At 45.0% G+C, this 15,065-nt stretch carries 8 protein-coding genes; 5 read left to right on the top strand and 3 right to left on the bottom strand.

Features of this window, described 5'->3' with window-relative positions:
* Positions 1–33 precede the first annotated feature (33 nt).
* Genes ACSSU7_RS09685 through ACSSU7_RS09675 form a run of 3 tightly spaced genes read right to left on the bottom strand, consistent with a single transcriptional unit; the run spans position 34 to position 5,752 of the window.
* Complete coding sequence (locus tag ACSSU7_RS09685) at positions 34–1,473, bottom strand: TolC family protein (protein WP_492517786.1); 1,440 nt, start codon at positions 1,471–1,473, stop codon at positions 34–36.
* Positions 1,463–4,651 carry an efflux RND transporter permease subunit gene (locus ACSSU7_RS09680; protein WP_492516280.1) on the bottom strand — a complete coding sequence of 1,063 codons (3,189 nt, stop codon included), beginning with the start codon at positions 4,649–4,651 and terminating at the stop codon, positions 1,463–1,465. The genes ACSSU7_RS09685 and ACSSU7_RS09680 overlap by 11 nt, the downstream gene beginning before the upstream one ends.
* Before the next feature lie 18 nt (positions 4,652–4,669).
* Positions 4,670–5,752 (bottom strand): efflux RND transporter periplasmic adaptor subunit, encoded by a 1,083-nt coding sequence (locus ACSSU7_RS09675; protein WP_492516279.1) that lies wholly within the window; start codon positions 5,750–5,752, stop codon positions 4,670–4,672.
* A 1,047-nt stretch (positions 5,753–6,799) separates the two neighbouring features.
* Between ACSSU7_RS09675 and ACSSU7_RS09670 the strand changes: the two genes are divergently transcribed.
* The 5 genes from ACSSU7_RS09670 to ACSSU7_RS09650 all read left to right on the top strand — a co-directional run bounded on the left by ACSSU7_RS09670 (position 6,800) and on the right by ACSSU7_RS09650 (position 15,005).
* On the top strand, positions 6,800–7,105 hold the full coding sequence (locus ACSSU7_RS09670) for an ArsR/SmtB family transcription factor (RefSeq protein WP_492516278.1): 306 nt from the start codon (positions 6,800–6,802) through the stop codon (positions 7,103–7,105).
* 18 nt (positions 7,106–7,123) lie between these two features.
* Positions 7,124–9,244, top strand: a complete 2,121-nt coding sequence (aas, locus tag ACSSU7_RS09665; RefSeq protein ID WP_492516277.1) for a bifunctional acyl-ACP--phospholipid O-acyltransferase/long-chain-fatty-acid--ACP ligase — start codon at positions 7,124–7,126, stop codon at positions 9,242–9,244.
* Between the two features lie 109 nt (positions 9,245–9,353).
* On the top strand, positions 9,354–10,712 hold the full coding sequence (locus ACSSU7_RS09660) for an MFS transporter (RefSeq protein ID WP_492516276.1): 1,359 nt from the start codon (positions 9,354–9,356) through the stop codon (positions 10,710–10,712).
* Positions 10,713–10,775: 63 nt separating this feature from the next.
* Positions 10,776–12,740, top strand: a complete 1,965-nt coding sequence (locus ACSSU7_RS09655) for an LTA synthase family protein (RefSeq protein WP_492516275.1) — start codon at positions 10,776–10,778, stop codon at positions 12,738–12,740.
* 6 nt (positions 12,741–12,746) lie between these two features.
* Positions 12,747–15,005, top strand: a complete 2,259-nt coding sequence (locus tag ACSSU7_RS09650) for a lipopolysaccharide kinase InaA family protein (RefSeq protein ID WP_492516274.1) — start codon at positions 12,747–12,749, stop codon at positions 15,003–15,005.
* Positions 15,006–15,065: the final 60 nt, after the last annotated feature.

Below are 15,065 nucleotides of genomic sequence, written 5' to 3'. Positions count from 1 at the left end.
GCGCATACAGCATGCCTAACTGTTTGTCGCTTGCTACTTCCAGCCACCACCTAATGCTCGGTATAAATTCACCATCGCACTAATCTGCTTCTGTTTGGTTTCAATCAGCTCGCTTTTTGCTTCCAGTGCTTCACGCTGGGTTAACAAAATCTCTAAATATTCTGCGCGCGCAGATTTAAAGAGCTGATTCGCCACATCCACAGACTCGGTTAAAGCCTCAACCTGTGTGGTTTTAAGTTGATAATTTTTCTCTAGATTATCAATATTTGACAGCTGATTCGCGACCTCACCATACGCATTAATAATGGTCTTCTCGTAATCATAGGCAGCCTGTATTTGTGTTGCATTTGCATTTTTATACACGGCTGTAATGGCATTACGATTCACCAGTGGCGCCATCATGTCGCCTGCCAGTGTGTACATTAAAGACTCTGGCGTATTGAGCAGATACCTAGGGTTAAATGCTTGGAAGCCAACGCCGGCACGTATCGCGAATGAAGGGTAGAAATTAGCCTTGGCCACTTGAATATTCAAATCTGCTGCGGCTAATTCCAGCTCCGCCTTTCTGATATCAGGACGATTTTCCAGCAACTGCGCAGGTACGCCCGCTTGAATCATCTTAGGCTTAATATCCATAAAGCCGGCACTCGCTCTTTGAATCGGTTGTGGCGTTCTACCAAGTAAGAAGTTAATGCGGTTCTCCAGCTCAACTTGCTGCTGTTTAATCACATACTGCCTACTTTGGTTTTTCTTCACTTCCGCTTCAAATCGCTTCACCGCCAGAGATGTAGCTCTCGCGTACTTTTTAAGCTCTTTGGTCACCTCTAGCGCGTTCTGCTGAATCTTAATATTCTGCTCTAAGTTATCCAGCTGATTATCTAGCGCAATCAGCTCATAATAAGCATTGGCAATTTCCGCAACCAAATTGGTCACTAAGAAATTTTTGCCCTCTATCGAAGCCATGTATTCCATGCCGGCAACTTTTGTGGCGTTTCTCAGCTTCTTCCAAACGTCCAATTCCCAGGAAGAATACAAACCAAATTGATAGTTAGGCAAAGGGTCTGGAAAAGCCTTACCTTCTTTAATTTCCAGACTTTCCTCTACTGCGCCATTACGTGTAAAGCGGCCCACTTTCTCCACCTCAGCACCCGCGCCGAAACTCACAAACGGCAGATACTCACCGCGTCGTGCCTGAATCTCATTTTTGGCCATGCTGATACGCTGCGCCATGATATTCACTTCTTTGTTGTTAGCAATTGCAGTGTCTATCAACGCCGGCAAATAAGCGTCATCAAAAAAATCCTTCCAGTTAACATTGGCAGTATTTTCGGTGCTTTGCCCCTGGTTATTAAATTGCTCAGGGAGCTTAGTGTCGGCCTTTTTAGTGGTTAATAAAGGAATGGAACACGCCTGCATCGAGAGGGCTAACGCCCCCGCGACCACCAATCGAATATAAATAGGTTTACTTGTCATCATCTTTATCTTCATCTTTATTGTAGTGATATAGCTCTGTAAGAGGTTTGAACTCTTCATTTTTAATCAATGATTTGCCTTCTTCCATTTTTGCAAATAGATAGTAGAGACCAGGGATCAAGATTACGCCAAAGACAGTACCAAACAGCATGCCACCCAACGCCGAGCTACCAATCGTACGGTTACCTACAGCGCCAGCACCTGTGGCTACCACCAATGGAATCAAGCCGGCAATAAATGCAAACGAGGTCATTAGAATTGGGCGGAAACGTGCTCTAGCGCCTTCAATTGCGGCCTCGGCAATAGTCATCCCTTGCTCGTGCTTCTGTACTGCAAACTCCACAATCAACACCGCATTCTTACCTAGTAAGCCAACCAGCATCACCAGCCCTAGCTGTGCGTAAACATCATTGGCAAGGCCTAGTGTTTTAAGCAGGAAGAACGTACCAAACACACCCGCCGGTAATGACAGAATCACCGCTAACGGTAGCAAGAAGCTTTCATATTGCGCTGCCAGCACCATGTAGACGAAAACCAAGACCACCGCGAAAATGATCATCGCCTCGTTACCACGTTTAGCCTCATCAAAAGACAGACCTTCCCAGCCAATGTCATAGCCATGTGGCAAGGTAGTCGCAGCCACTTCTTGCACTGCCTTAATCGCATCATCGGTGGTGTAGCCTTTAGCTGGTGTTGCACGAATCGTGGCTGAGTTATACAAGTTGTAACGGGTAATCTCGTTTGGCCCTTGTATTTTCTTCATTTTCATAAAGGATGAGTAAGGCACCATTTCACCTTCTTCATTTTTCACGTAATAGTTCAAAATATCACTCGGATATCTGCGGAACTCAGGGCCAGACTGTGTATACACCCGGAAGAAGTTATTGAAGCGGATAAAGCCTTGCTCAAAAGTACTACCAATCAAGATATTGAGGTTATCCATCGCCTTACCAATAGACACGCCTTTTTGCATGGCAGCCTTATTGTCAATGTCTAACTCATATTGCGGATAATTGGCGGCGTAAAACGTGAACAAACCGGTCAGCTCTTTACGCTTACCTAATTCCGCCATAAAGTCCTGATTAATCTTGTCAAACTCGTGATAATCCGTGCCATTGGTTTTATCCAACAAACGCAACGCCAAACCAGAAGCTGCACCATAACCAGGCACCGCTGGTGGCTCAAAGAACTCGACGATGGCACCAAAGTTTTTGGTTTTCTCTTCTAACTCTTCGATAATTTGCTGCACAGATTTATCGCGTTTTGACCAGTCTTTCAAGTTAATCAAACAAGTACCAGCGTTAGAGCCACGGCCTTCGGTCAGAATCTCGTAACCTGCCAAGGCAGATACAGACTCAATACCTTCGATTTTCTTGGCTTCTACCTGCAACGCACGCGCTACCTTATTGGTGGCTTCTAGCGTAGTGCCCGGTGGCGTTTGAATAATTGCGTAAATTTGCCCCTGATCTTCACCTGGAATGAAACCGGCTGGTAAAGTTTTATTGATGGTAAATGTAGCAAAAGAAAAGCCTACCAACGCTAAAATAGTCACCACTCTTAGCGTAACGATTTTGCTTAAGAAGTTAGTGTAACGACCTGTCAGCTTTTCAAACAAACGGTTAAACACATCGATGAAATAACCAATCGGTGTTTTTCTTTTAACGTGCCCATGATGATTCTTCAGCAACATCGCACACAACACTGGGGTAAGTGATAGCGCAACCACGCCAGAAATCACGATAGACGCAGCCATAGTAATAGAGAACTGACGGTAGAACACGCCCACAGGCCCAGTCATAAATGCAACTGGCACAAACACCGCAGTCATCACCAAGGTAATCGCAACAATCGCGCCGCCAATTTCACCCAATACTTGCTGAGTCGCCTTATATGGGCTTAATTCAGCATTTTCTTCCATTTTGGCATGCACCGCCTCTACCACCACGATAGCATTATCGACCACAATACCAATTGCCAGCACCAGCGCAAACAAGGTAATCAGGTTAATGGTAATGCCAAATATTTGCATACAGAAGAAAGTACCAATTAAAGATACCGGTACCGCCAAGATAGGAATTAAGGTAGAGCGCCAATCCCCAAGGAAAATAAACACGACCAAGGCCACTAAGATAAATGCCTCTACCAAGGTGTGTAGTACTTTTTCAATCGAAGCATCTAGGAATTTAGAAACGTCATAGTCAATTTCATATTCCATGCCGGCAGGGAAAGTGCCTTTTAACTCTTCCATTTTCTCCTTAACTTGCTCGATTACCTCACTCGCGTTACTGCCATAGTTCTGCTTCAAAATGATTGCAGACGATGGATAACCATCTTTATTTGAGTAAATATCAAAGAACTCACTGCCTAACTCCACCTTGGCAATATCTTTTAATTTTAAGATTTCACCATCGGAGCTTGCACGAATAATGATGTCTTCATATTGCTCAGGCTTGTTATAGCGCCCTTGGTAAACCAACACGTACTCTTTTGACTGCGCAGCAATGCCCGAGCTCTGACCTAAGCGACCAGGGCGGCCAATAATGCTCTGCTCGTTCATGGCCTTCATGACTTCTTCAACCGAGACTTTATACGCACGCATTCTGTCTGGGTTTAGCCAGATACGCATTGCGTATTGGCGGCTACCAAGAATCTTCGCACTGGCAATCCCGTTTACGCGCTGTATCTCTGGAATCAGATTGACGTTGGCATAGTTGTATAAAAACTTCTCGTCAGCATCTTTATCTTTACTGAACAAGTTGATGTACATCAGCATACTAGGCTGCACGCGCTCTACTACCACACCCTCTAACTGCACCAACTCAGGCAAGCGGCTCATCACCTGATCCAAACGCGTTTTCACGTTAATCATCGCTTGGTTCGGGTCAGTGCCTAAGCCAAAAATCACCTGGATGGTGGCTTCACCCGCACTGGTCGCATCTGACACGATGTACTTCATACCAGGCACGCCGTTAATAGCACGCTCAATGGTAATTAAAGACGATTGCACCAACACATCGGCACTAGCGCCTGGGTAGGCTAAAGACACAATGACCCGTGGTGGGGCAATGTCAGGAAACTGCGAAGTCGGGAGCGTCCTAATCGACAAAAATCCAAGAAAGACAATAATCAGCGACAGCACGATGGCCATCACCGGTCTTTTGATAAATATATTAAACATATAGGGTCTCTTCTTTCACTATTCAGCGTGAAGTTCTAATTGTGAAAGTACTTTGTCAGGCGCCACAAAGTTAACGCCGATTTTCTGGCCGTTATGTACCTTGCGTAAACCCTCTACTAAGACCTTGTCATCATCTTTTAAGCCGCTTTTCACTACAAACACATGTGGCAATTCAGCAGCGATGGTAATCAGCCTTTGCTCCAGCTTGTTCTCTTTGTTCACTACATAAACATAAGTTTTATCCAGTATTTCAAAGGTCGCTTTTTGTGGAATAAGCATGGCATTTTTATAAGGAATGTCGATTAAGATATTGCCTGTCTCACCATGGCGGAGAATTTGATTAGGATTAGCAAATACCGCTCTAAATTCGATGTTGCCGGTTTTGTTGTCAAAATCTGCTTCTATGGTTTCAATCACACCTGGCTGGTCAAATATCTCACCATTCGCCATTTTTAACTTAACGTTAACGGGTGCTTTTGTCGTTTTGGCAATCTTATAATCCAGATACTCTGACTCAGGCACATTGAAGTAAACCCACATTTTGCTAATGTCAGACAACGTGGTTAATAAGTCACCTTCATCCACCAAGCTACCGTTTCGCGCACTAAAGTGATCCATCACACCGCTAAATGGCGCGTTAATATCGGTAAAGTTTAAATGGGTTTGTGCAAGCTTAACCTCAGCCTCGGCTTTATCCAGCCTTGCCCTAGCTAGCGCCAGCTCATTGGGTGAAACGATGTTTTTTTCTGATAGGGCTTTAGTATTTTGGTACTCAATCCGCACCACCTCAGCCTCAGCTTTAGCTTTTAGCAAATCCACTTGGTACAAATTAGGCATGATTTTAAACATGCGCTGACCTTGCTTCACTGCTTGACCCTCATCTACAAAGATATCTTGTAGATAGCCACGCTCTAACGCTCTTAATTCAATATGCCTGAATGCATGAATCTGGCTCACATACTCTTTAACAATGGCAGTGTCTTTGCGCAGAGGCTGCGTGACCTCAAGTTTTGCCTCCTCTTCTTTCGCTTCTTCTGAATGGTGGCATCCAGTGATAAGCAATACGGTAAGGCCTAATGCTACAAACAATTTATTAATCATATTAATTTCTAATTTCTAAAATTTAAAAAATTTTGAAGCTCAACTATGCTACTTCAGTAGCCGCTAGATCACCGTGATGACACCAAGGCTAACTAATGCCAGGTGATACATGCACAGAAAAACTGGAGCGACTTTGCTAAATGCAGTCAGTAAAACAAATGATTTGTAGACTATGGCTAACGTACGCCTGTGCTTGAAACATACACAAGCATCATCACTGCGTGTGCAGTGTGTATCAGCTATTGCAAGTAAGGGATGTATACATGACTAGTCTGTTAAATCTGAGCGGCATCGTGATGCCAACCCATGTTAAACCGACTAGTTGAATGGGGGAGAGCGGGGTCGTACGTGGGAAAGAAAAGTCAAACGAGGGAAGACCTCGTTCAAAAATACAAATGAAATGAAAAATACACTGGCAAAAATAAAGACAATGCTAGCCAGCATGATGTCGCGCGGAGGCCTGTCCTGTGGCGGAGGCTCGGAGTCACCCGTGGGGCTTTGTATTTCGGCTACACGTAAGCGTGGCGCATCGTCGTTATATGAAGAACTATCTGAGAACTGGGCCAGAAAAACAAATCCGAGCACGGCAATCAGCACTGTTAGTGATAACAGTCTGATTCTAAACGCCACTGAATTTAAGCTTTGGTCCATAAGGTTGTTTGTACAATCCTGATTTTGTATAAATATTAAGCAAATTTCAGCTTAACTATTTGAGTACATACTATATGAAAAGCACCACTTTAACAATGATTCAATCGCTTACGACTAAAATGTTGCCTACAATCAAAGAGGTGGTCAGCTCGTGCTGACCAGTCAATAAATAAAAACCAGCGACCAAAAAACGTATTTGTTGGACATACTAAAGCTAAATAGTTCCAAATTAGCCTCGCTAATTCCTGTCGCGTTAGAGAGTTTCCCTAAAATCTCAAGCTCAATCTCTCAAAATATATAAAATATTGCAGCAGATTCTCACATACTTACTCACCAATAGATTTCGCATTAAAAAATCTGCTTGACTTTCATAACTAAATAACTAATTATTTAGTTATGAAACAGGTGACAGAAATTCCAAGCAGCTTCAAAGATACCGCAGATATTTTCATCGCGCTAGGTGACGAGCATCGGCAGCTGATTCTACTTGCCTTTGAAAAGGGTGAAAAATTAAACATTCTACAAATTGTTTCCACCACTACACTGAGTCGGACCGCCGTCACGCATCATCTAAAAGTATTACATCGCGCTGGCGTATTGAAATCAGAAAAAGTAGGTAAAGAAGTGTTTTTCTGGATTAATAGCCCAATGGTCGCCAATGCTTTGCAACAAGTACTTAATTACATCCAAAACGAAACCTAATTAACGCATGGAGAAAAAATGATTGCAACGCTGTTACAACTGATTTGCCGCGTAATTTTCAGAGTAGATGTCTCTGGAGTTGCCAACTTACCCAAACAAGGTAAGTTACTGATTATTGCAAACCACGAATCATTTTTAGATGGCTTGCTACTAGGCTTATTTTTGCCGATTCGCGCTACGTTTGTTGTGCATACCACCGTACTGAACCATTGGCTATTTAGGCAAGTGCTACGCCTGACCCCATACTTGGCGGTAGACCCCAGCTCACCACTCGCTATGAAGAAAGTCATTAAACTGCTGGAGTCAGGCAAACCTGTGGTGATCTTTCCCGAGGGACGCATCACGCTCACCGGCTCGCTAATGAAGGTATACGACGGACCCGGTTTTGTCGCTGCAAAAACAGATGCGATGATTTTACCAGTACGCATTGATGGTGCCGCGCGCTCTTACTTTAGCCGCCTCCGTGGCAGCCATCCAAAAAGGCTATTTCCCAAAGTCACCATCTCCATTTTACCTGTGCGTCACATCAGCATGCCACAAGCGCCTACTGCTAAAGCCAGACGTAGACTGGCCGGTGATGCCATGCGCCGTGAAATGCAAAACATGCTGTTTAGTTCGGCGCCTATCAGTACCTTGTTTAGTGCGTTTTTAGATGCTGTTTCAACCTATGGGCGTAGCACCATGCTGGTGGAAGACATGCGCCAGGTTGAAGAAAGCTATGGCGACTTATTGAAAAAGAGCCTTGCCTTAGGACGGCTTACCAACAAAATAAGCAGCAAACATGAAAACGTTGGCGTACTCATGCCCAACGTCACTAATACGATTTGCTTGATATTTGGCATGAGTGCCTTTGGCCGCGTGCCAGCGATGCTGAACTACACCGCAGGTAGTGCTGGCATTCAAAACGCCTGTACCGCAGCCACCGTTAAAACCATTATTAGCTCACGTGAGTTCATTAAAAACGCCAAGTTGGAAGAAGTCATCGCTGGCTTAAAAAACATCAAAATCGTCTATCTCGAAGACCTATTCAAACAATTTAGCTGGCTCGATAAACTATGGCTCATGGGCTTTGCACTATGGCTACCTAGACTAGCCGCCAACAAATGCAAATCAAATGACCCTGCTGTTGTGCTGTTTACATCAGGCTCTGAAGGTAAGCCCAAAGGCGTAGTGCATACGCACACTAGCATCTTGGCGAATATTGCACAGATTAAATCCGTGATTGATTTCTCCATGCAGGACAAATTCATGATGGTGCTGCCGCTATTTCATGCGTTTGGCTTCACGTGCGGCGCCATCATGCCTTTAGTGGCTGGCAGCAAACTATTTGTATACCCGTCACCATTACATTACCGTGTGATTCCAGAGGTGATTTATGACCGCGGTTGTACTGTGTTGTTCGGCACCAGCACATTCTTAGCTAACTACGCCAAATTCGCCAACCCTTATGACTTTTATAAACTACGTTATGTAATCGCTGGCGCAGAAAAGCTTAACGAAGAAGTGCGCAAAACATGGGTAGATAAATTTGGTATACGCATACTAGAGGGCTACGGCGCCACCGAGTGTGCGCCGGTACTTGCTGTAAACACGCCGATGGCCAATAAACTAGGCTCAGTAGGCACGCTGATGCCCAGCTTGGAATCCAAACTAGAAAGCATCCCCGGTATTGAACAAGGTGGGTTGCTCTCGGTGCGCGGGCCAAATGTCATGCGCGGCTACTATCTATTTGATCAGCCAGGCGTCATACAAGCACCAAAAGACCAATGGTATAACACTGGCGATATTGTAGAGATTGATGATGATGGTTTTGTGTTTATCAAAGGCCGTGTCAAACGTTTTGCCAAAGTAGCGGGTGAAATGGTTTCTCTGGAAACGGTAGAAGCTATTGCAAATCATGCCTCAGCACAGCATCAACATGCTGCCACCACCAGCCCTGATGTACAACGTGGTGAAAACATCATACTCTACACTACCGATAGTTCACTCAATCGAGAACAGCTAAGCAATAGCGCAAGAACTCTTGGTAGCCCTGAACTTGCGATTGCGCGAAAAATAATATGGGTAAATGCACTACCATTATTAGGCACCGGTAAAACCGACTATGTCACGCTTAAAAAAATGGCGGAAGACTTATAAGGATGAATCATCAATCTGCAATCACACGCACCAAACAATTAACTAGATGGCATATGCTTTAATAAAAACTAAAGATGCAAAATAACTAAAACAACAGAAGGCCAAGCCCATGAGCAATCAGTTTCAATTGATGCGAGAAAAGCGTTTTCGTGCATTTTTCTTTACCCAGTTCTTAGGCGCGTTTAACGACAACGCCTTTAAAACTGCACTGATCACACTGGTGGCATTTCACACCGCTAAACTCACCACTATAGATGGCAGCACACTTGCGACCTTGCTGCCGGGTTTGTTTATTCTGCCATTTTTCTTATTCTCAGCCACAGCGGGGCAATTGGCCGATAAATATGAAAAATCACAAATCATCCGTTTAGTTAAAGTGTTTGAGATTGGCATCATGCTATTTGCCAGCGCTGGGTTTTTTCTGCATAACATCTGGCTGTTAGCAACGGCATTATTGATGATGGGCATGCATTCCACACTGTTTGGCCCAGTTAAATATGCTTACTTGCCGCAACACTTGAACGAGCATGAAATCGTGGGTGGTAACGGCATGGTAGAAATGGGCAGTTTTGTGGCAATTTTACTTGGGCAAGTACTGGGTGCCTGGCTCGCTATGCAGAACCAACATGCTGCATTAACCAGCATCACCGTTTTGGGTATCGCTACACTAGGCTACTGGACTAGCCGCGGCGTACCAAATTCACCTGCGGCCGCACCTAAGCTCAACATCAACTGGAACCCAGTCACCGAGACTTATAGAAGTATCAAATTTATCTGGCAGCACCAAGCCATCTGGCTCACGATTATTGCCATTTCTTGGTTCTGGTTTTATGGCGCAACACTGCTGGCGCAATTCCCTAATTTTGCAAAAAACATATTGCATGGCGATGAAAGCGTATTCATTTTATTGCTGTCTATTTTCTCATTGGGCATAGGCATAGGCTCGCTCATGTGTGAAAAGCTCTCAAAGGGTAAGGTGGAACTTGGTCTGGTGTTGTTTGGCGCGTCTGGTTTAACCACATTCGGCATCGATTTATATTTCGCCAGTGCCAGCATCTATGAAAGCTTGAACAATAAAGTCTTGTTTGATTATGCAACGTTTATTGCAAAGCACTACGATGCAGAAGGGGGCTTAATTTTCACTTATTGGCGCTTACTTGCAGATATCGCACTGATTGGTGTTTTTGGTGGTTTATATATCGTGCCGTTATACGCATTTATCCAAACTCGTGCGGAAAAAAGCCATCAGTCAAGGGTGATTGCAGCCAACAACATTCTAAATGCGCTGTTTATGGTGACTTCGGCATTATTTTCAGTGCAGGTTTTCAATATGGGATTGAACATTCCACAGTTGTTTTTAGTCACAGCGCTGCTCAATATCATCATCATGATATATTTATGCGTTCGACAGCCTGTTTACTTGCAGTCCTTTATCCGCTGGCTAAAACCCAGCCATAAACGCCTCTAAACATCAGGCATAAAAATATCTTTAACCTTATAATAGCAAAACTATTTTATTGTCTGCACGCTCATGCCTTTAATCAAAAAACTACATTTATCCATCTGGAAACTTTCTTCTAAATTAGGCCCGTTTGCACCATTGATTGCCATGCTCATCTTAGGCTTGGTAATTTTGTCGGCAACACGCTTAGGTCTGGTTTTATGGAAATTTGAACGTGTCACCAACACTGGAAAACTAGCCGAGATTTTGCTGCAGGGTATACGTGTAGACGTGATTCAGCTATGCTTAATTGCCTTTATACCATTGCTACTCGCGCCAATATTGGCAACACAGCGCCTGTTTAAGGTTTGGCAAAAATTTAGCTATGTTTGGGTAAGCATTGCACTGGTACTGCTCGTGTTTTTAGAAGCAGCCACCCCCGGCTTTATTAGTGAGTATGACGTACGCCCTAATCGAATTTTTGTGGAATACCTTAAATATCCACATGAAGTATTTAGCATGTTATGGGGTGGCTTTAAACTAGAAATCTTTAGCGCACTAGGTGCAGTGGCATTGGCTGTATGGTTGGTGCATAAATTTATGCGCCCTTGGCTCACCATGCCATCTGGCTGGTCAAATACTAAAACTTGGCTGGTATGGCCACTGATTGTGATTTTAGCGGCTCTGGGCATACGCTCCACTTTAGGTCACCGTCCTGCCAACCCGGCTTTGTTTGCTATCACGGCAGATAATATGGTCAACAGCCTGGTCCTTAACTCTGGCTACTCCGTGATTTATGCCACTTACAATTTAATGAAAGAAACTAAGTCTAGCGACATCTACGGCAAAATGCCGCGTGAAGAAATATTCAGCATCACCGGCGCTAAAGATACAGATATTCCGACACTGACCACGCTACACCCTAGCCACAAGCGAGACAAGCCGCTGAACCTAGTAATTATTCTGCAGGAAAGCTTGGGCGCTACTTTTGTAGAGTCTTTAGGCGGTGTTCCGGTCACACCCAACTTAGAAAAACTAAAAGAACAAGGCATCTGGTTTGAACAGCTCTACGCAACCGGGACCCGTTCCGTGCGTGGCATTGAGGCCGTGGTTACAGGCTTCCAGCCAACCCCAGCTGATAGCACGGTCAAACTGTCAAAATCACAAAAGAACTTTTTCAGCATTGCCGCATTGTTAGAAAAACAAGGCTATAACACCGAGTTTATCTATGGCGGTGAGTCACATTTTGACAATATGCGCAGCTTTTTCTTAGGCAATGGCTTTAACCATATTGTGGACCAAAAAGATTATAAAAACCCTGTGTTTTCCGGTAGCTGGGGCGTTTCTGACGAAGACTTGCTGAATAAAACGCACGAGCAGCTGATGGCGCACCACCAAGCTGGCAAGCCATTTTTCACGCTGGCGTTCTCATCTTCTAACCATGCGCCTTTCGAGTTTCCTGATGGGCGCATTGAGCTGTATGAGCAACCTAAAAGCACAGATAACAATGCTGTGAAATACGCAGACTACGCTATTGGCGAATTTTTCAAAAAGGCGCAACAAAGCCCTTACTGGAAAGATACGGTATTTCTGGTGGTGGCGGACCATGACATCCGCGTGCGTGGTGAAGCCTTGGTGCCTATTACGCACTTCCATATCCCAGCACTTATTTTAGGCGCTGACATCAAGCCACAGCGCTACACCGGGCTGGCCAGCCAGCTAGACTTACCTGTTACTATGCTATCACTGATGGGTATACAAGGTGCGCACCCGATGACTGGGCGCGACTTATCTAGCCTGGCTGCCGATACGCCAGGGCGTGCCATGATGCAATACAACGACAATTATGGCTGGATGGAAGAGAGCCCGCTAGGTAAGCAGGTAGTGGTATTGCGCTCCGGCAAGCTGCCAGCGCACGGCACATATGACACTAAGACTAAGCGCATGACTGAAGTAGCGCCACCGGCAAATGCCAAAGCGCTTGAGCAGCGCGCTTTGGCCAACGTACTGCTGCCAGACTTACTATACAACGAACAGCGTTACCATTTACCGTAAACATTAATGAACAATTCAACTAAACAACGTAGCATGCTGACCTGGTCTATTATCAGAAAAGGTCTAGCCTACATTTTAAGCGGCAGAATGCGTGAGAAATGCGCACACCTGCCTGTTAACCAGCATCAAGTACCAGCTAACTTTATCGGGGTTTGTGTTGCGTCTGCAGCCGACCCTGCTATGGATGACTATGTAGTCACCGAACTACTGGCATTAGGCATTAAACAAGTACGCCTAGATTTCACTTATGGTGATTTAGAGAGTTTTAACGCACGCTTTCTGCAACGCTTAATTAATGATGGGTTTCACGTCACTTTGCACTTGATACAGCCATTCCGCAATGCGAAAAACATGGAAAGTAAAGCGGAGCAGGCAACATGGCAAACCTTCCTTGATAACGTTATCAGCCGCTTTGGTAGCCAGATTGCGCGCATAGAAATCGGCAACACCATCAACAGAAAACGCTGGACCGGCTATACACCTGATGGCTTTATCGCGGCCTGGAACATTGCTTATACCAGCATCAAACAGCACCATATTGAACTAGCTGGCCCTAACGTCACCGATTTTGAGCCTATTTATAACATCGGCATATTAAGCCAGCTCAAAGCCAAGCAGCAATTACCAGATGTGCACAGCAACAATCTATTTTCAGAACGTGTTTCAGAGCCTGAGCGCTTTGACCACCGTATCTTGAAATACCGCTGGGCCACTATCTTTAAATACAATCTGGTTAAAAAAGCACGCCTGCTCAAAAAAATTGGCACTGACTTTGGCATTAAACGCTTTATTTCACCTGTGGCATTTTGGGCAATTTATCGCATCCAACGCTTACTGCCAGATGGAGAGCAAAAGCAAGCAGACTATGCGGCACGTTATATGATCCTGAATGCAGCCTCAGGTGCGCTAGACCAAGCGTTCTGGGGTGCATTTATTTGCCACCGCGAAGGTTTGATTGATGATGGCCTGCTGGATGCAGAATATCCTGCGCTGGAGCGGGTTACCCACTATGCCAGCGTAGATGGCAACCTAAACAATTTCTGGCGCCATGCCAGTTTTCACGCCATCAAGACCGTGGCGGCGATGATTCAAGGTGCGGAATATATCAAGGCAATCTCCAGTGCCAATGGACTGGAGATTCACCACTTTAAAACCAGTGAATACGACATCCATGCACTGTGGACCATCAATGGTAAAGTGGCCTTGCTGCAAGACATTTATGAAAGCGCTGATATCAGCACTGGTGAGATCATCCATCGTGATGGTCATCCATTCACTGCAGCAACCCACATTGTTTGCGAGTCTCCGATCTATATCCGCTGGCCCAAAAATCACACGGTTAACATTAAAGACAGCAGTGGCCTGGCGCAAGACTTAGCCATACATGCGCATATTGCGGCACTGCAATACTTTCCATTCCGCCAAGGGCATTGGTTTGGCATGATATTGGCACGTAGCGCCGAGGAAGCCTTGCTAATTAGCGAGCACCTGCACCCAGACACACTGATGAGCCCACAGAAAACAAGCGCACTGCGCCATGCACGTAATGCCATCTGGGCATTAACCGACCCACGCGATCCCGATGCACAAGTCACCGTGAAACAACCGATTAAGATGTACCCGCACAAGGCATTTTTGGATAGATTCAAACCGAGCAAAGCCAAGCGCAGTTGGAATGGCGCGGTTGAACTGTTAAGGCGTGGCATCAGCACAGCACACCCGGTTGCCTTCTTTGAGCAGACCGGTGATAAAACCCTCAAGCAGAATTTTTATATCTGCAACTACGTTAAAGCCGATTGCTCGGTAGGGGAGATGTTCGTACATTTTGCCAAAGGCAATAAAGAGTTTCATTTTGCCGGCAAAGACTATGCAATCCGTGCAGAAGACGCTTATACGCAATTAGCGCAATATCTGCACCGCATGCATCAAAGCGGCACCTTCTTCAGGGATTTATCCGGTGGCAATGTATTGGTACAGCTACAAAGCAACCGCCAACTGGCATTCTCGCTAATTGATACCGCACGCGCGCATTTTTATACGCACCCAACTGCAATGAAGTATCGTATCTCAGATTTAGCCAGAGTCTGTAACAAACTGCATTGGGCCGGGCGCGAACGCTTTATGGGCTTGTACCTCGCCAATATCGGCAGAAAACTTACCCTGCAGATTAAACTCTCGTTCTATTTGTATGACTTTAAAGTGGCATTCAAGAGAAAGTTTGGGCGCAAAGGCATTAAAAAATTAAAACAGAAATTTAAAAAGTAAAGCCGGCCTGACAAACAAAACTGCTTCTAATGATTTTCACTAGCCTGCTTTAATGAACAA

Source organism: Methylotenera sp. E1MeOHC1, assembly GCF_058745595.1.
This window is presented reverse-complemented; position numbering and strand designations above follow the sequence as displayed.

Excerpts from the sequence above, each read along its gene's own strand:
- ACSSU7_RS09685 (WP_492517786.1), bottom strand. The coding sequence starts at position 1,473 with ATGACAAGTAAACCTATTTATATTCGATTGGTGGTCGCGGGGGCGTTA.
- ACSSU7_RS09670 (WP_492516278.1), top strand. The coding sequence starts at position 6,800 with ATGAAACAGGTGACAGAAATTCCAAGCAGCTTCAAAGATACCGCAGAT.
- ACSSU7_RS09680 (WP_492516280.1), bottom strand. The coding sequence starts at position 4,651 with ATGTTTAATATATTTATCAAAAGACCGGTGATGGCCATCGTGCTGTCG.
- ACSSU7_RS09650 (WP_492516274.1), top strand. The coding sequence starts at position 12,747 with ATGAACAATTCAACTAAACAACGTAGCATGCTGACCTGGTCTATTATC.
- ACSSU7_RS09655 (WP_492516275.1), top strand. The coding sequence starts at position 10,776 with ATGCCTTTAATCAAAAAACTACATTTATCCATCTGGAAACTTTCTTCT.
- ACSSU7_RS09675 (WP_492516279.1), bottom strand. The coding sequence starts at position 5,752 with ATGATTAATAAATTGTTTGTAGCATTAGGCCTTACCGTATTGCTTATC.
- ACSSU7_RS09660 (WP_492516276.1), top strand. The coding sequence starts at position 9,354 with ATGAGCAATCAGTTTCAATTGATGCGAGAAAAGCGTTTTCGTGCATTT.
- aas (WP_492516277.1), top strand. The coding sequence starts at position 7,124 with ATGATTGCAACGCTGTTACAACTGATTTGCCGCGTAATTTTCAGAGTA.